We start from the raw sequence: 18,263 nt of genomic DNA, 5'->3' as shown, positions 1-18,263 counted from the left end.
GCGTCAAAAACCTACTATCTGAAATATAACTAAATTGGCGCGAACTTGAAAGGAGCTATCGCTATATGAATATGGATTACGATTTATTTATGCAGGAAATTTTAAAAACAGCACGTGCTGAAATTGAGGCAGCTGGTTATGAACAATTAACAACACCAGAAGCTGTAGAAGAGGCGTTTGCTCGTCCAGGTACTACATTAGTAATGGTGAACTCAGTATGTGGTTGTGCGGGTGGTATCGCTCGTCCAGCAGCAGCACAATGCGTTCATTATGATAAACGTCCAGACCATTTAGTAACAGTGTTTGCAGGGCAAGATAAAGAAGCAACTGCAGCAGCGCGTTACCATTTTGGAGAAGACCATTTACCTTCATCACCATCATTCGTTCTATTAAAAGACGGACAAGTTGTCGCAGAAGTGGGACGCTATGAAATTGAAGGGCATGACCCAATGTCAGTTGTGACAAATTTACAAGCAAACTTTGAAGAATATTGTGACGAGCTTTAAGTCCATTCTTGCATAAGAAAAATAATTTTCAATCAAGTAGAAAAGCCTCATAGATCATGCTATCTATGTAGGCTTCCTACTGATCCTCATGTATAGATAGTTTCATTATTGTTAAAATTTTTGTAATATTGGCTAAATAATTAGCTGAATGAGTGAAGAGTACTAAAGGATGGGAGGCAGTCGGCCTGAAGAAGTTTTCAATCGGCTATCGAACTTTAAAAACAGCAATTGGTGCGGCCATCGCTATTGCCATTGCACAGTATTTTGATTTAGCCTCATATGCATCTGCTGGTATTCTAACCATATTATGTGTGCAGCCAACAAAAAAGAAATCCATTTATGCAGCCTATACACGATTGGTTGCAAGTATTGTAGCAATGCTTTTTGCCTTTGTAAGCTTTGAGTTATTTGCTTACCATCCACTTACACTAGCAGGCATGCTTATATTCTTTATACCTACCATTGTATCTTTAAAGGTTGCGGATGGATTTATCTCCAGTGTCGTAATTATTATGCATATTTACGCTGCTGAAGGTTACTCATTGACACTTGTTTATAATGAATTAGCGTTGATGGCTATCGGTTATGGAACAGGGATTGCCATTAATATGTATATGCCAGACATTCAAAAGGAATTAAATTACTACAGAGTAAAAATAGAGGAGCTATACAGTAAGATTTTTTTAGAAATTGCCAGCTATTTACGGCAAGGAGATACGTTGTGGAACGGCCAAGAAATTATCGATGCAATCAAAGCACTAGAAGAGGCTAAATCATTGGCGTTTAAAGATGTTCAAAACCATTTTACAAGACGTAAAAATGATTACTATGTATATTTCGATATGCGAGAGCAGCAGCTAGAAATTATCGAAAGAGTGCTACCCAAAGTGACGACATTACCTGTTATAGTACAAGAGGCTGAAATTGTGGCAGATTTTTTACAAGACCTAGGTGAGCATGTTCATTCGGGAAATACGGCTAGTCATTACCGTGAAAAGCTCGAACATGTTAAGCGCGATTTTTCTCAGCTTCCTTTACCACAAAGCCATGAGCAATTTATCGCTCAGGCAGCCCTCTATCAGTTTATAGAGGAAATGGACAGGTATTTAGAAATAAAGCAGTCATTTAAAGGGTTAAAAGCTAAAAAAGAGCGCCCACAGTAGTGTGGACGCCTCATGCTTTGCCTTAAATTATCATAGATAATCCGAATGCTAGAGATGAGATTAGCATAATTGCGATCATACTATAAATAACGACTTTTTGAAATTTTTTATTACTCATATGCTCGTTCGCTCCTTCTTTTCTTATAAATAGTTTAGCAAATCTGAAAAATTTCTCAAGTAGTAGAGTTTTGACAAAAAAATCTGTAAAATAGAGTATGTACCATAACAGAAGGAGATGTCACCATGGAGAAAGTAGACCATATTGGGATTGCAGTGCGCGATCTTGATGAACGCATTACATATTATACAGAAACTTTAGGCTTAAAGTTGATGAAAGTGGAAGAAGTAGAATCTCAACAGGTTCGTGTGGCATTTATCGATGCAGGGAACGTGAAAATCGAGCTATTAGAACCAATGAGTGATAAAAGTGCCATCCATGGTTTTATTGAAAAACGTGGAGAAGGAATTCATCATGTTGCGTTTGGTGTGATGGGAATTCGTGAACGAATGGCAGAGCTTCGTGAAAAAGGTGTACGTCTCTTATCCGAAGAGCCAGGGCCAGGTGCTGGAGGGGCAGAGGTTGCGTTTATGCATCCTAAATCCTCATTTGGGGTGTTATATGAATTATGTGATAAAAGTGGAAAAGGGGATAAGTGATTAGTATGGATATGTTCGACAAAATTAATGACTTGTATGACCGTAAAACGGTAATTGAACTTGGTGGGGGCTATGATCGCATCGATAAGCAGCATGAGAAGGGGAAACTTACTGCTCGTGAGCGTATAGACTTGTTGCTAGACGAAGGTACATTTTTCGAAATTAACCCATTTATTACACACCGTACAGTAGACTTCGGCATGGAAAAAATGGAGGGACCTGGTGATGGTGTCGTAACTGGCTTCGGTAAAATTAACGGACGTCCAGTATACTTATTCTCTCAAGATTTCACAGTGTTTGGTGGGGCGCTTGGTGAAATGCATGCGAAAAAAATGGCAACAGTGATGGATTTAGCTGCTAAAAATGGTACACCATTTATCGGCATCAATGACTCAGGCGGTGCACGTATTCAAGAGGGTGTTCTTTCATTAGATGGCTATGGTCATATCTTCTACCGAAATGCCATTTATTCTGGTGTGATTCCGCAAATCTCTGTGATTATGGGACCTTGTGCTGGTGGAGCTGTTTATTCTCCAGCTATTACTGACTTCATTCTAATGGTGGATAAAACATCTCAAATGTTCATTACGGGACCTAAAGTAATCGAAACGGTAACAGGAGAGAAAATTTCTGCTGAAGATTTAGGTGGTTCGAAAGTAAATAATGCGGTCAGTGGGAATGCTCATTTCCGTGCTCCTTCTGAAGAGGCAGCGATTGATGAAATTAAAAAACTATTAAGCTACTTACCACAAAACAATAAAGAAAAGGCACCTCGTCAAGCTAGACCTGAAGGGGATGACTACCGTCCAGAAATCGTAGATACAGTACCAATCGAAACAACACGTCCATATGATGTACGTAAAGTTGTTGAGCAAGTAGTGGATGAAGGTTCGTTCATGGAAGTACATGCAGAGTTTGCTAAAAACGTAGTTGTCGGTTTTGCACGTATTGCTGGCGAATCAGTTGGACTTGTTTGTAACCAACCAAAAGTTCTTGCTGGTGGCTTAGATATCGATTCTTCTGATAAAGCTGCTCGTTTCATTCGTACTTGTGATGCATACAATATCCCAATCATCACATTTGAAGACGTTTCTGGCTTCTTCCCAGGTGTTAAACAAGAACATGGTGGTATTATTCGTCATGGTGCGAAAATTCTTTATGCTTATTCAGAAGCGACAGTTCCAAAAATTACAGTGATTTTACGTAAAGCTTATGGAGGCGCTTACGTTGCCTTAAACTCTAAATCTATCGGTGCTGACCTTGTATTTGCATGGCCAAATGCTGAAATTGCTGTTATGGGTGCTGCTGGCGCAGCTAACATCATTTTTGCCCGTGAAATTGCAAAATCAGATGACCCAGAAGCAACTCGTGCAGCGAAAATCGAAGAATATAAAGAAAAATTTGCTAACCCATATGTTGCAGCATCTCGCGGTATGGTAGACGACGTAATCGATCCACGAGATACACGTATCAAGCTGATTCAAGGACTTGATATGCTGTCAAACAAACAAGAAACACGTCCAGAGAAAAAGCACGGTAATATTCCTCTATAATAGTAACACAAGCCTAGCAGCTCAAAAGTTGCTAGGTTTTTCATTGCCAAAAAGTGAAACATTTTTGTTTGTCATCCGTACTGATAGATAGGAGGAGTTGAGATGAATGGAATGGCAGCAATTACAAACAGAGCAAGAAAAGATTCATGCACAACTTAGAAAAGCATCTAGATTAAACGAACAAAATCAGTTAATTGATGGGCAAATTAAACATACACAACAGGAAATAGACAATCATACGGCAGCACTCCATCAAATTCGATCCAAACTTGATAAATTGGATGGTTTCTCGTTCATGAATATGATTCGTACGTGGACAGGGCAACAAGATGAACTGAGGGCAGAAAAAATTGATAAGGCGGCAGTACTTGAATTAAAGCTAAATGAAGCAAAGAAAATGCAAAAAGATTTAGCAGAGGACAACGTGCAAGTGATGAATCAGCTAGCCCAGATTGATGAAAGTGCGCTTCAGCAATCACTTCAACAGGTCTATCTTAAAAAGAAGAAGTACTTACAGATTCATGATGCTGCCCAAGCAGAAAGGCTAGAGCATTTAGCACATGAGGAAATGCTAACAAAGCAGCTCATTAGAGAAATTAAAGAGGCTGAGGAAGCGGGAGAAGTAGCTCTTACAAGGCTAGGGCAAGCAGCAGCTTCATTACATTCGGCCAATGGGTATTCCACATGGGATACATTTTTTGGTGGTGGGCTGATTGCTACGCATTTAAAGCATGATGCGCTCGATCAGTCTGAAAACTATTTACACAGTGCTCAAATTGCCTTACAACGGTTTCATAATGAATTATTAGATGTTCATGAAATGTCTACGAAATCGTTGCATATTGAAACAGATGGGTTTGTGAAGTTTGCGGATTACTTTTTTGATGATATTTTTTCAGCATGGTCTGTTCATTCTAAAATCTCAACAGCAAGGGAACAGGTCTCACGTGTTCAAGATGATGTACATAATACGATTTGGCGCTTACAGGATAAACATAATAAAGCTGTCAATTACCTACAATCATTAGAAAAAGAAAAAGAGCGTATTGTCAATGACTAAGGAAAGTCTGAGATTTTTCTCAGCTTTTTCATGTTGTTGAAAAAAGATCGTGTCACTAGCAGAAAAAGACCTTTTGGCAAGGTGAGGGTGTGATTTCCGTTCCGCCAGTGTCCTTTTCAGGGGGCGTCCGATGAGCCGCTTCACTCACTTACGTTCGCTCCATGGTCTCATCTGTGACGCTAAATCCCCTAGAAGTGACACTGGCGGAACGGAAATCAACGATGTGGCAAAGTGTCTTTTCATTATCTTTCATACTAGCTAGCCGTAGCAATCAAATTAACCCATTATTTGTATAATTAGAGAAAGAATAGACTCTTAATTTCATTGCGAAGAAGTGATTAGTTACAACCCCCTCCATAAAATGGGTAGTGAAAACCTTCACTTTATTTGAAAACCTTTGCTAAAAAGTTAACATTTTGTAGGTTGGAGTGGAAGGCTACTTTACTTCCGTGGGATAGCGAGACAGGCGAGCCCCTGCACGGAGCGGTAGCGGAGGAAGCGGCTCGGCGCTCGCCCACAGGAAAGCAAGTAGCCTGCAACGGAAACCATTTTCACCTTTCAAAAAATTCTATTGATGGTTTTGTTCTTTAACACTATGGGAAAGTCTGAGATTTTTCTCAGACTTTTTATTTTGGTAGTATTGTTCAATGATTTCAACTCTTCTGACGTTGTGCTAAAATAATACATATACTATAACGTGGAAATACACGTAAACTAAGGGAGTTTTACAACATGACAAGTCGTTTAGTAGAAGAGTTTTTTGAGCTCGTACAAATTGATTCAGAAACAAAACATGAACAACTAATAGCACCAATTCTTGTAGATAAGTTAACTGCACTTGGATTTTCAGTGATTCAAGACGATGCACATACGCGTAATGGACATGGGGCAGGTAATATTATTGCCACATTAAAGGGCACATTGGATGTAGAGCCAATCTATTTCACTTCTCATATGGATACTGTTGTTCCAGGGAAAGGCATCAAACCGTCTTTACGTGAAGATGGCTATATCGTATCAGATGGTACAACGATTTTAGGTGCCGATGATAAAGCAGGACTAGCTGCTCTATTTGAGATGGTCAAACGTTTGAAAGAGCAAAATATTGCACATGGCGATATTGAATTTATTATTACGGCTGGTGAAGAAAGTGGCCTTGTTGGCGCTAAAGAGTTAGATCCAGCGAACATTAAAGCAAAATATGGATTTGCGGTTGATAGCGATGGCAAAGTGGGTGGTATCGTGACAGCAGCACCATTCCAAGCGAAAATTTTCACAAAGATTATTGGAAAAACGGCACATGCAGGGGTTGCTCCTGAAAAGGGTATTTCTGCCATAACAGTCGCATCAAAATGCATTGCTCAAATGAAACTAGGTCGTTTAGATGAAGAAACGACAGCGAATATTGGGCGTTTTGAAGGTGGACAAGCGACAAATATTGTTTGTGACGAAGTGACAATCCTTGCAGAAGCACGCTCTATAGACAAAACTAAATTGGATGCGCAAACAAAGCATATGCAAGATACGTTTGAACAAGTAGCTGCTTCGTTAGGCGCACGTGCAGAGGTAGAAGTGAAGCTAATGTATCCAGGCTTCCGTGTAACGGAATCTGATAAAGTAGTTCAGGTAGCTATGGCTGCTGCACGCAATATTGATCGTACACCGACACTAGGCATTTCTGGTGGAGGCTCAGATGCAAACGTCATCGCAGGCTTTGGCATTCCTACAGTTAATTTATCTGTTGGATACGAGGATATCCATACCACAAATGAAAAAATACCAGTAGAAGAACTTGAAAAATTAGCAGATTTACTAGTAGAAATCGTCAAAGAATCGGCGAAAAACTAACAGTCGAATAAGGATGTGACCCTATGGAAAGTGTCAAAGCAGTCGTTTTTGCTTGTGGGACAGAGGAGTATGCTGTGCCTGTGGAGCAAGCGATTTCAATTGAAAAATTAGAGCAAGTAACACCTATTCCTCATTTACCTAACTATCTTCTAGGCTTTACAAGAATTCGCGGTGAGCTTGTACCTGTTCTTGATTTTGAACGCATACTGTACAATCGTTCATCGAATACAGCAACCGCACGTATCATTGTGTTGAATACTGATGTGGTTAATTATGGATTACTTGTTACAGAAGCACGAGAAATTCTTGATTTCGATGAATCAGTACTTCAGCAATTGGGTCTAGTCAATTATAGTAAAACACGCTATTTTACTGCGGTAGCTAATCTTGAAAATCGTATGATAACATATGTTGATCCTAAAATACTGGTTAATTCATTAGAGGGCATTAGGGAAATTATCAATTATTTACACAAAATGATTGAAAATGAAAAGGAAAACGTAGAGGCTTAAGTACTCTACGTTTTTTTTATGTTTGAATAGTAAATTTAACCTGTATTTTGTCGTTTTTACCTGATCATACATGTGACAATTATGCATTCTACCTACAGACAAACCATTGCTAACCGCGTATGATAATGATTAAGAAAAAACTGAAAAAGGCAAACTTCATCGAAAGGGAGGGGCGCCAAGCCATGAGTCTAAACACTATAATTTAGTGCATGATTGTCAGGTTGCCAGGTTCTGTTCTAGGAGCCGTGGCGAGTAGAATGGAGTTAGTTCGTATGAAGAGACAATTAAAAGTATGGACCGCACTAATCGTCCTCATGATTAGTTCATTAGCTTTATCAAGTGGAAAGGTTGATGCAATGGCTATACAGGAAAAGGCTACGTGGCTGTGGGATACATCCCTTATCATGGATGATCAAGAAAAAATATTATTATTTTTAGAACATAACGATGTTAATAAAGTTTATCTGCAAATCGATCAAGGCATAGGGAGCGATGACTATAAGCGTTTTATTAGTGACGCTTCTCACAAAGGTATTCGTATTTATGCATTGGATGGTGCTGCAAGCTGGGTTTCAGCTGAGGGTAGTCGAAGCCAAGACGAATTGTTTAATTGGTTACATACATATAATGATAATTCAACTGAATCTGAGCAATTTTCTGGGGTTCACCTTGATGTAGAGCCTTATTTAAATAGTGGATGGAGCTTACATCAAGCACAAACGATAAAAACCTATCAAACACTAATAATGAAAGCAAGTGAGAAGGCAAGTCAGTTACAACTTACTTTAGAAGTAGATATGCCATTTTGGTTTGATGAAGTTCAGTATAATAACGAATTTGGAAAAGGGTTATTAGCTGATTGGGTCATTGACCATGTGGATAGTGTGACGATCATGGCCTATCGTGATGCTGCAAAAGATATTATCTCTATTGTAGAACATGAAATCGCTTATGCTTCCACTGTGAATAAATCAATTGTAATTGGTGTAGAAACAGGCGCTTCAGAGGAAGGGGAAAATATTACTTTTTATGATAATGGAGAAGCCTTTATGAATGAACAGCTTATACTTGTTCAGCAACATTTTTCAAATAACGATGCTTTTCATGGAGTAGCCATTCATTATGTGGAAAATTGGATGACCATGCGTCCATAAAAAAGTCCTTCCAGTGTTAAACTGGAAGGGCTTTTCTATTGGTATTAGGACAGTCGACCGCTGTAGTCCTCGAATTTAAATTCGCGAATGACTTTAATACCTTCTTCATCATTATAAGAAACGATAGATGGTAAGTTGACACCGTTAAACATATGGTTTTTCACCATAGAATAATGAGCCATATCTGTGAATACAAGACGATCACCTGGTTTTAATGGCTGTTCAAACGAATAATCGCCAATCACATCACCAGCTAGACATGTTAGTCCGCCTAAGCGATATGTGTGTGCTAATTCACCTGCTTGTCCAGAACCAATAATCATTGGACGGTAAGGCATTTCAAGTACATCAGGCATGTGACATGTTGCAGATGTATCTAAAATAGCAAGATCCATCCCGTTTTCTTGAATATCAAGCACCGTTGCTACTAAATAGCCTGTATTAAGGGCTACTGCTTCACCTGGCTCAAGATAAACAAGCAGGTTATACTTTTCTTGAATATAATTAATGATGTTCACAAGTTTTTCTACATCATAATCATCACGTGTAATATGGTGACCGCCACCGAAGTTTAACCATTTCATTTGGTGTAAAACATCACCAAATTTTTCCTCAACTACTTCAATAATACGCTCTAATGTATCCGAATTTTGTTCACACATCGCATGGAAGTGTAAGCCATCGATACCGTCAAGCTGTGATTTATCAAAGTTAGCCAATGTTGTACCAAGGCGAGAGTTTGTGTAGCAAGGATCGTAAAGCGCTGTTTCAATTTCAGAGTATTCAGGATTCACGCGAATACCACATTCAATTGTTTTACCAGTAGATTTCACTTTATCCTTGAACTGAGCCCATTGGTTAAATGAGTTAAATACGATGTGATCCACATAGCCTAGAAGCTCGTCCATTTCATGCTCAATATAAGCAGGTGCATAAACGTGAACTTCTTTGCCCATTTTTTCGTAGCCAAGACGTGCCTCATGCAGTGAGCTAGCTGTAATGCCTGCTAAATATTCCCCTACTAGTGGGAATGTTGAATGCATAGAGAAGCCTTTAAGGGCTAATAAAATGCGGCAGCCTGTTCGATCTTGAATTGATTTTAAAAGCTCAAGATTCTTTGTTAATAATCGCTCATCCACTACATAAGAAGGGGATGGAACTTTTGAAAAATCAATTGGTTTCATCGGCTTAATTCCTTTGCATCTAAATCAAGGTCTAATAGTTCTGGGTTATGGCTTTCTTGCCATGGTAGACCCCATTTATTTAGTGCATCCATGAATGGATCTGGATTGAAATCTTCCACATTCCATACACCTGGTTTACGCCATTCACCGTTCATCACAAGCATTGCACCGATCATAGCTGGTACGCCGGTTGTGTAAGAAATCGCTTGTGAACCAACCTCGTTGTAGCACTCTTCGTGGTCACATACGTTGTACACATAGTACGTTTTTTCTTTGCCATCTTTTAGGCCGCGAATGATACAACCAATGTTTGTTTTACCTTTTGTACGTGGTCCAAGTGAAGCTGGATCTGGTAATACCGCTTTAAGGAAGTGGATTGGTTGAATCATTTGCCCTTCAAATTCGATTGGTTCAATTGATGTCATACCTACGTTTTCTAATACTTTTAAGTGTGTTAAGTATTTTTCAGAGAACGTCATCCAGAAGCGGATTTGTTTTAAACCTTTGATATTTTTTGCAAGTGATTCAAGCTCTTCATGGTATAGAAGGTAAATATCTTTTGGTCCGATTTCAGGTAGGTTATACACTTCTTTTTTCTCAAGTGGTGCAGTTTCAATCCACTCGCCTTCTTTCCAGTAACGACCATTCGCTGTAATTTCACGAATGTTAATTTCTGGGTTGAAGTTTGTTGCGAAATGATATCCATGATCTCCCGCATTGGCATCCACGATATCGATATAGTGGATTTCATCAAATTCATGTTTTTGTGCATGAGCTGTGAAAACGCCTGTTACACCTGGGTCAAAACCGCTTCCAAGTAATGCAGTTAAGCCAGCTTTTTCAAACTTCTCTTTATAAGCCCATTGCCATTTATATTCAAATTTTGCCGTTTCAGGTGGCTCGTAGTTTGCAGTATCCACATAGTGCACACCTGTCGCTAAGCAAGCATCCATAATCGTTAAGTCCTGATAAGGTAAAGCCACGTTAATCACTACATCTGGTCCGAAAGCTTTAATAAGCTCAATAACCTCTTCTGTATTGTCTGCGTCTACCTGTGCAGTATGAATTTTTGTTTTTCCGCCGTCTAGTTTTTCTTTTAGAGCGTCACATTTTGAAACAGTTCTACTTGCGATACAAATTTCCTCAAATACGTCCGAATTTTGAACACACTTGTGTACCACAACACTGGCAACTCCGCCAGCTCCGATAATCAATGCTTTACCCAATTGTCTACCCCCAAGTTCATATAAAGTATTGTCAAACAAGCTGATTATACAGAAAATTGATATACTACTCAATCATTGTTTTAAAATTTTCTACAAAAAATTTTATTTTTCTACAACAATTAGACGTATATGGAGGGGAATACCTCGGAAAAGAAGGGAATCATGAATAAATCTACAACGTCATTTTAGTAAAAATAGAGGGAAATAGCTGTTGTATATACCCAAATATATGGTGAAGTTTCATCACAATTCATCCTAGATTTTACGACATCAAGTAAATAATTGTCTAAATGAATGTTATGACATATTATCTCTCCCGATTGACTATTTGATTCCTGCTACTAAATCATTCCTACTGACCTTACATAAAAAAATCCCTCTACCTATAGGAAGGAACAGGAACCACATTAAACGTGCTACAGGTATCTGTGTAATGGAGAATGATGCATATTATTTCAGAAAACGATTGGATACTTGTTGTTTTTCTTCCCCCCATATATAGAAGAAAACCACAAGCAAAGTACTAAAAAAACCCATCACAAGAGCATACGTACTGAGGGCTACTCCCACTTGACTTTGCATGGCATAAATAAAAATGGCCCCTATTGTTAACAAGTTTCCTGTAACAATCGATATAAGATGAAAGCGTTTATTCATAGCAAGCCCTCCTATTAGATGAATTGGTAATGCTCAGGATTTAAGATAATTAACTTCAATTATCGCACAATTCAGAACTTTTTCCAATGTTTTTATCTTACTAGAATAATTAAAGATGCTTTTTTAATACATCTTTTTGTAGTATGATGAAACACAAAAGGAATATTCATAGATTATTACAAGAAAGGGGAGAGGATGGATCGTGAAATTACGTAATTCATTAACTTTTCAACTTGGGACGATTATCGCTGGTATTTTAGTGGTGATGCTAGGGATTACTTCGTTCGCTACATACATAACTGCTTACAATAAACTTTATGATGCTGCTGGTGTTGAGGCCTATGGCTGTGCCAATATTACGACAGGTTTGATCAATCCGCAACAATTGAACAAGGCCATTCAAGGCGACAAGGCTGTACAGGAAAGCATTGGGAACGATTTGAACTGGACAACAGGTCATAAAGATATTTTCCAAACACAATATATTTTATCGTTGGATGGCACATTATTAGCGCTTGATGATCATTTGGCTGAAAAAGGTTATGCCCCTGGTGATCAATTTTATTTAGATAAAGAAGCTATTGATATGTTGCTTACACATAAGCATCCAACATACTCACAGCCTTATACTTATGCAGGGATGGACCGTTTATCTGGCTATGCCCCTATTTTTAAAGACCATGATTCCAGTAAAGAGATTATTGCTATTAGTGTCATCGACTTTGATGCCAATATCGTGAAGGAGCGAACATGGGATGTTGTACGAAATGGGATTTTAATTAGTATTTTCCCTATGCTAATTGCTTCTATCATCACAGGCTTTTTAATCCGTCGTAAAGTAAGACCGATTAGTGTGCTGATTCAGCAGGCGAAAGAAATTGCCAATGGTAATTTAGCTGTACCTGAAACAAAAATTAACAGTAAAGATGAAGTAGCGGATTTAGCCAATACATTAAATCGAATGACAGCTAATTTACAAAATATGATTATGACGATGCGATCCACTTCTAATACTTTAACGAATAACGCAGATGAAACCGCTTCCACCTTGAACGATATGAGCAATACCATTCAAGGTGTCGCCAATAATATCGAAGAGGTAACAAGTGCCGTGACGGCAGGGATGCACCATGCTGAAAATGCGACAGATGTTCTTACTTCTTTAGCGCAGGACCTTCAAAAGATTCAAAGCAATGCCAATAACAGTGCCGATAATGCTCGACAAACGATGGAATTAGCAACAGAGGGTGAGCGACTAGCAAAAGATATAAGCAATGATATGGCATTAATTCACAGCGGATCAGGTGAGGTACGACAAACAGTAGAAAACCTGGTTACATCTGCAACCAAAATTCAAACCATTACAACGTCTATTGCGAACATCGCATCACAAACAAATTTGCTAGCACTGAATGCTTCCATTGAAGCGGCTAGAGCAGGGGAGCATGGTAAAGGCTTTGCTATTGTTGCTGAGGAAGTACGGAAGCTTGCTGAGCAATCTAATCAAGAGGTATTGCAAGTTGAACAGCTTATTCAGGATATAATGAAGCATGTGCAGCAGGTCATGTCATCTACGAATGATAATACGCAATATATTGAAAAAGGAACAGAGACAGTGCGTCTAACAGCACAATCTTTAGGAAATATTTCGACAGCAGTGGCTGCAACAGTAGAAGAAATGATTACCATTTCTAATGCTATGACCGCTGAAAACCAAAAATCTACACGTATTGTGCAAATGATTCAACAATTAACAGAATCTATTCGTGATATAGAAGAAACGATGAATATGATTACTGTCGCAGCGCAGCAAACAACTGCAAGCATTGATGAGGTGGCACAAGGCTCTAATGAAACAAATCACATGGCACACACACTCGAACAGCATGTAAAGGCGTTTAAATTAAAAGAATAATAGAAAGATTAGGACATGTTGGCTTTTGCTTATACTACTTAAATGATAAACTAGCAATAAGATTTTTCTTTTGCGAAGGTGAGGATTTTAATGGTGGTAAAACAAATGAACGAGCAAGTTCAACAAGTCAATGACTTATTTTTGAGTGGTCAAGTTAAGGAAAGTTATCAACTAGCTAAAGAAATATTGGGCAATGTTACAGCGGTCGAAGAAGAGGCCTATCAAGTCATTCAGCACCATGTGGCAATGCTAGAGGCAAATGGGTATGCAAATATGCCTCAGCCTACTGACGACAAAGTAAAGCAAAATGGGGAACGAACAGATGGCTCGTATCCAGAACGAGATGTTCTCGCAGCTTATATAGGTAGTCAGGATGATGAGCAATTTGGTAAAGTGGTCGATGAATTATTAGCAGGACCTTTAGAAGCGCAGGCTAACGCCTATTATACAATGGCGGAATATTATGTCCTTGCAAAAGAACAGGATAAGGCATCCGTACAATATGCGGAGGCAATCAAATTGCAGCCCAATAAGGCATTGTATTGGGGAGCATTTGCACAGTTTTTAAATCGTCACGAAGGTAGCCCTTATTTGGCATTAAGACTGATTGAAGAAGCAATACTCCTAGATGGAATGAATCCTCGTTGGCACTATATTCAAGGTAATATATTTTTTCAGCTAGTAGCAGCGACAAAAAATTTAAGCTATTTACCTGCCTTGGAAGAAGCATGGGAGAAAGCTAAAAAACGTTGTACAGCTAAGCAGGTCACCTTGAAATTGGATTTGGAAAAGTCAAAAGATTTGTTAGCGCAATGGAAAAAGCAAATGCTCTAACAGGTAAAAAGACATGTAACTTTTAATAATTATTTCCTTTCAAGTATAATTATGCTATAGTGAAACCATAAACGGACGTATGAAGCTTATCGATGACATGAAAGAAGTGTTTTTTTGAGTTTATATGTAGCGTATGTATTGGTAGGACTTGCCATTGCCATGCCTGTAGGAGCTATTACAGTAGAAATGACAAAGCAAGGACTCAAAAATGGTTTTATGCACGGCTGGGCTGTTGGGCTTGGTGGTATGACCATTGATATTGTATTGGTTTTTGCTTTGTATATGGGACTAGCCTCCATCTTGGCTATGCCTATGATTCAACTCCCTATGTGGATTATTGGAGCGGGCTTTTTATTTTTGTTAGGCTATGATTCTATCAAGAACGCTGACCATGATATTACATTGGCAGGAGAAAAAGTAACCAAATCGTTTTTTGCCTCTTATTTTAACGGCTTACTAGTGGCCATTTCACCTGGTAATCTCGTTTTTTGGGTCAACGTATTTGGCGTGGTGCTAGCAAAATCTTATGGACAAGGGGAGTCAACGAGCTTTTTAATTATTGCTGCTGGTGTTTTAAGTGGAATTTTACTCCACGATATCGGTTTGCTGACCATTATCTCGGTTACTCGTAAAGCTATGAATCGGAAGATGATTAGGACATTTACAATTGTCGCAGGATTCTTATTGATTGGTTTTGCTTGTTATTTTATATATGAATTTATACAAGGAATTAAGATTTATATATGAAAAGTGCGATCCCTAAAGATCGCACTTTTTTTATTGCGCAATAGCCTCAGTTTGCTCTTTTATACAAGCTAAAATTTCTTCTGCTACTTCATGCGCTAATGCTAGTTCTGAAGTAAAGCCAACACAAGAACAATTCATCTCACCTAAAATATAGCAATCCTCTCCGTCTTCATTGGTATCTAGCATAAAGTCAGCCGTCCAGATAAGCGGTAAATCATAATTACCTAGTAGGTTTGTTATTTGAGGGAGCTGCTTTAAAAAGTTTTGTACCAGCTCTTGCCAGTCTTCAGGCTTGTCATAGCGGTATTGAGCGCCAGAGAATAGAGTTGCGCTAAAGGCATCCTCGGTAGCAGCTGGTTTTTTATGTACGACATGTACGGGATGATCGCGCAACATGAATAAGCGAATTTCGCCTTCTGTAATCCTTGGAAGAAAGCGCATATCGATTAACATACCATTCGTCCCTGTAATATACTGCTCACAAAATGTCATAAAGTCGCCAAGCTGCCAATATTCTACATGATTATCTTTTGCTTCAGTACATTTGATTTGGGCATCAAGTGGTACTTCAGTGATACCCTCTGCTAGCGGTTCCACTAATTTTACACGCCAAATACCTTCTCCAGTTGAACCACGATTTTGCTTCAAAACACGCTCTGTTAAGGCTAAGGAAGTAGGGAATTGTTTTTTGAATGCTTCGATTGTGTAGTAGGCAAATGTATCATCAGGTACTAAATTTGTTGTCGTCAGTTTTGATAATACGTCTTTTGAACCATAGCTAATCATGGCGTCTGGATGTGGCATCCCTATAACGCCAGCTTGGCATAGCTCTCGTAGCATAGCAAAGTACTCTTCCTCATGCTGCAAGTTACCTGGGTTAATGCGAGATACATAAGCAACACCATATTCCTTCACGTAGTGAAAGATTTCCTGCTTTTTTGTGATATCAAAGAAGAGTACCTCTGCATCCTGTCCACGTTGCTGTAGTGCTTCTACCATTGGCATTGTATCTGGGCGATAGCCATCTGGTCCTTTATCTGTGCCGCCTTCCACCTCGAAAAAAATAACTTTTTTATCCATAAAATACCTCCTTCTATCTGTTATTATGTTCAGTATAGTAGACAAATAAGGAGAAAAGATAGATGAAATATGTAAATTTTATGTATAAATTCATATATTGCTATCTCGATAATAGGAGGTATTAACTATTAAAGTTCACAACTCTCTTAATTTTCTGTTCTTAAGGCTGCTTTTTCTGAAATACTGTGAGATATAAAATCATAAGAAGAATTAGCAATGTACCAATAAACTGATAGCCGCCAAAAGCAATTTTTAACCACCAAACACTTGTGATGACAGCCATTAATGGTTCAAGACTACCTAGTAGGCTTGACTCCTTTGGTGAAAGATAGTGCAAGCTAGCAATATAAAACCAAAAAGCGAGCATTGTCCCAAAAATAACAATAAATAAAAAATAGGCAATGGTTGAAAACGTCCAATCTGATAGATCGATAGCCCATGGTGGGTGAGCTATACTCATTACTATACCACCGATGATCATCGACCAGCCGACAACTAGTAATGAATGGAATTGCTGTAAAAGTGGGACGGCATAAATGGTATAAAATGCAACAGAAAGACCCGATAAGATACCCCACAACACAGCCATAAAAGGAACGGACAATGTTGAAAAAGAACCGTTTGTTAATAATAAAAAGGTCCCCACAAGTGTAAGTGACACAGCTATACCGTCCTGCTTTGTTAATGGACTTTGCCTCGTTAGAAAATAATAAGCCATGATAAACAGTGGTGCTAAATATTGCAATAATGTGGCTACAGCTGAATTACCAATAGCGATTGACATCATATAGGTATATTGGACAGCAAGCATACCGAGTAAGCTAAATAAAATTTGTCTAAAAGCATTTTGCTTTGTGCGCCATATGACGAAAATGGATTCATGCCGATGGGTCATTTTATAAATAGCAATTAGTAACAGACCTGCTAAAAGTAAACGACTAGAAACAAGCCAGCCGACCTCTAAATTGTCCTGCTGAAATAGTCGTTGGGCAACGGTCCCTCCGATTCCCCAGAAACTTGCTCCAAGAATAACTAGTAGAAAGCCCAGTGTACGTTTATTTTGAATAATTTGATTCATCTGTTTACATCTCCTAAACTATCAATATATGATGATTATAAAGTGATGAAATGGAAATAAATATCGATTTAATCCAATAAAATATCAATATATTGAGGTGTTGTAGATGCCGTTAACACATATCAAAATTGCCAAGGATTTACAAGAATTAACCTTGCACGGAACGAAGGAATTTCCAGTTGCCTTGTATGAAACAATTATGCGATTAGAAAGTATGGATTTTCTACCTCTCCATTGGCATAAAGAAATACAATTTGTTTTTATAAAAAATGGATGTGCACAGTATCGAGTGGGGACGGACGTTTTTGTATTGAAGCAAGGCGAGGGGCTCTTTATTAATGCCTCCGGCTTACATGAAGCGAAACCTTATCAAATTGAACAAGCGATCGTTTATTGTGTGAATGTAGATCCAAAGTTATTGGGAGGGCATGAGGGCAGTATTTTTTTCTCAAAATATGTAGAACCGTATATTACAAGTAATCGAATACCTTATGTCAAACTAGCGGGAGAGTTAGCACAGAAAATAGCAACGATTGCGGAATTAATGCGAGAGCAAACCGCTTTTTTTGAGTTAAAAGTACGGAGAGAGCTTCTATTTATTTGGGAATTCATGCTAACCCAATCCTTATTGACAGAACAAATAATGGATTCTGCCACTATTGTGCAGCATGAACGAGCAAAAGCTATGCTAGATTTTTTACACGCACATTATCAGGAGAAAATAGCATTAGAAGATTTAGCTAGTCATGTGTATATAAGTCGCGCTGAATGTAGTCGTTTTTTTAAGAAAATAGTGGGCATGACACCGTTTACCTATTTATGCCAATATCGATTGCGCAAAAGTATAGAATTATTGAAAGGTAATGAGCGATCTATAACAGAAATAGCTGTTGATACAGGCTTTAGTACTGTCAGTTATTATATTGAAAAGTTTAAAGAATACACTGGCTATCCGCCACATGTTTATCGTAAGAAGTTTTTAAGTGTGAAAAATAATTGAACGTGAATGGAATTAGGAACATCTTTTATTCTCAAATACTATACAAGATTAACCATTTGGCATAAAGTAAAATTATTAGTAGAGAGGGG

At 38.4% G+C, this 18,263-nt stretch carries 18 protein-coding genes and 1 riboswitch; of the genes, 12 read left to right on the top strand and 6 right to left on the bottom strand.

Annotated features, from left to right (window positions below):
- Window positions 1-65 precede the first annotated feature (65 nt).
- Both NP781_RS13345 and NP781_RS13340 read left to right on the top strand, forming a co-directional pair.
- A complete protein-coding gene (locus NP781_RS13345) occupies window positions 66-506 on the top strand; it encodes a BrxA/BrxB family bacilliredoxin (RefSeq protein WP_004231203.1) in 441 nt (146 codons plus the stop codon).
- Window positions 507-658: 152 nt separating this feature from the next.
- Window positions 659-1,669 (top strand): aromatic acid exporter family protein, encoded by a 1,011-nt coding sequence (locus tag NP781_RS13340; protein WP_009370217.1) that lies wholly within the window; start codon window positions 659-661, stop codon window positions 1,667-1,669.
- Between the two features lie 22 nt (window positions 1,670-1,691).
- On the opposite strand, the gene prli42 is transcribed toward NP781_RS13340, so the two are convergent.
- The gene (gene prli42 / locus NP781_RS13335) at window positions 1,692-1,787 is read right to left on the bottom strand and encodes a stressosome-associated protein Prli42 (protein ID WP_009370219.1); all 96 of its coding nucleotides are present in this window, start codon (window positions 1,785-1,787) and stop codon (window positions 1,692-1,694) included.
- A gap of 125 nt (window positions 1,788-1,912) precedes the next feature.
- Between prli42 and mce the strand changes: the two genes are divergently transcribed.
- The 6 genes from mce (at window position 1,913) to NP781_RS13305 (ending at window position 8,453) form a co-directional block, all read left to right on the top strand.
- A complete protein-coding gene (gene mce / locus NP781_RS13330) occupies window positions 1,913-2,326 on the top strand; it encodes a methylmalonyl-CoA epimerase (RefSeq protein WP_257520138.1) in 414 nt (137 codons plus the stop codon).
- Window positions 2,327-2,331: 5 nt separating this feature from the next.
- The gene (locus NP781_RS13325) at window positions 2,332-3,879 is read left to right on the top strand and encodes an acyl-CoA carboxylase subunit beta (RefSeq protein WP_202341188.1); all 1,548 of its coding nucleotides are present in this window, start codon (window positions 2,332-2,334) and stop codon (window positions 3,877-3,879) included.
- 106 nt (window positions 3,880-3,985) lie between these two features.
- Window positions 3,986-4,939, top strand: a complete 954-nt coding sequence (locus NP781_RS13320) for a hypothetical protein (RefSeq protein WP_257520137.1) — start codon at window positions 3,986-3,988, stop codon at window positions 4,937-4,939.
- 732 nt (window positions 4,940-5,671) lie between these two features.
- On the top strand, window positions 5,672-6,787 hold the full coding sequence (locus tag NP781_RS13315) for a M20/M25/M40 family metallo-hydrolase (protein WP_257520136.1): 1,116 nt from the start codon (window positions 5,672-5,674) through the stop codon (window positions 6,785-6,787).
- A 23-nt stretch (window positions 6,788-6,810) separates the two neighbouring features.
- Entirely contained in the window at window positions 6,811-7,299 is a 489-nt protein-coding gene (locus NP781_RS13310; RefSeq protein WP_257520135.1) for a chemotaxis protein CheW, read from the top strand.
- Between the two features lie 138 nt (window positions 7,300-7,437).
- Window positions 7,438-7,528, top strand: a riboswitch (cyclic di-GMP riboswitch).
- 43 nt (window positions 7,529-7,571) lie between these two features.
- Window positions 7,572-8,453, top strand: coding sequence for an amidase (locus NP781_RS13305; protein WP_257520134.1), 882 nt, complete (start codon window positions 7,572-7,574; stop codon window positions 8,451-8,453).
- Between the two features lie 44 nt (window positions 8,454-8,497).
- Here the strand turns inward: NP781_RS13305 and nspC are convergent, their stop codons facing one another.
- The 3 genes from nspC to NP781_RS13290 all read right to left on the bottom strand — a co-directional run bounded on the left by nspC (window position 8,498) and on the right by NP781_RS13290 (window position 11,520).
- Window positions 8,498-9,637, bottom strand: coding sequence for a carboxynorspermidine decarboxylase (nspC, locus tag NP781_RS13300; RefSeq protein WP_257520133.1), 1,140 nt, complete (start codon window positions 9,635-9,637; stop codon window positions 8,498-8,500).
- Window positions 9,634-10,863 (bottom strand): saccharopine dehydrogenase family protein, encoded by a 1,230-nt coding sequence (locus NP781_RS13295; protein ID WP_048392314.1) that lies wholly within the window; start codon window positions 10,861-10,863, stop codon window positions 9,634-9,636. The genes nspC and NP781_RS13295 overlap by 4 nt, the downstream gene beginning before the upstream one ends.
- Before the next feature lie 450 nt (window positions 10,864-11,313).
- Window positions 11,314-11,520: a hypothetical protein gene (locus NP781_RS13290; RefSeq protein ID WP_257520132.1), complete on the bottom strand. Its 207-nt coding sequence runs from the start codon at window positions 11,518-11,520 to the stop codon at window positions 11,314-11,316.
- A gap of 202 nt (window positions 11,521-11,722) precedes the next feature.
- Between NP781_RS13290 and NP781_RS13285 the strand changes: the two genes are divergently transcribed.
- The 3 genes from NP781_RS13285 to NP781_RS13275 all read left to right on the top strand — a co-directional run bounded on the left by NP781_RS13285 (window position 11,723) and on the right by NP781_RS13275 (window position 15,016).
- A complete protein-coding gene (locus NP781_RS13285) occupies window positions 11,723-13,435 on the top strand; it encodes a methyl-accepting chemotaxis protein (protein WP_221680187.1) in 1,713 nt (570 codons plus the stop codon).
- Window positions 13,436-13,540: 105 nt separating this feature from the next.
- The gene (locus NP781_RS13280; protein ID WP_257520131.1) at window positions 13,541-14,269 is read left to right on the top strand and encodes a tetratricopeptide repeat protein; all 729 of its coding nucleotides are present in this window, start codon (window positions 13,541-13,543) and stop codon (window positions 14,267-14,269) included.
- Between the two features lie 114 nt (window positions 14,270-14,383).
- Window positions 14,384-15,016, top strand: a complete 633-nt coding sequence (locus NP781_RS13275; RefSeq protein WP_004231229.1) for a LysE family translocator — start codon at window positions 14,384-14,386, stop codon at window positions 15,014-15,016.
- Between the two features lie 30 nt (window positions 15,017-15,046).
- Here NP781_RS13275 and NP781_RS13270 read toward each other — a convergent pair whose 3' ends face one another.
- Together NP781_RS13270 and NP781_RS13265 are read right to left on the bottom strand one after the other, a co-directional pair.
- Entirely contained in the window at window positions 15,047-16,096 is a 1,050-nt protein-coding gene (locus NP781_RS13270; RefSeq protein WP_257520130.1) for a Cj0069 family protein, read from the bottom strand.
- Window positions 16,097-16,256: 160 nt separating this feature from the next.
- Entirely contained in the window at window positions 16,257-17,174 is a 918-nt protein-coding gene (locus NP781_RS13265) for a DMT family transporter (RefSeq protein ID WP_221680190.1), read from the bottom strand.
- A gap of 106 nt (window positions 17,175-17,280) precedes the next feature.
- On the opposite strand from NP781_RS13265, the gene NP781_RS13260 reads away from it, so the two are divergent.
- Window positions 17,281-18,174 (top strand): AraC family transcriptional regulator, encoded by an 894-nt coding sequence (locus NP781_RS13260; protein ID WP_257520129.1) that lies wholly within the window; start codon window positions 17,281-17,283, stop codon window positions 18,172-18,174.
- The last annotated feature ends 89 nt before the right edge of the window (window positions 18,175-18,263 follow it).

Origin of the sequence: Lysinibacillus sp. FN11 (assembly GCF_024628845.1) — a bacterium.
Classification (GTDB): Bacteria; Bacillota; Bacilli; order Bacillales_A; family Planococcaceae; genus Lysinibacillus; species Lysinibacillus capsici.
This window is presented reverse-complemented; position numbering and strand designations above follow the sequence as displayed.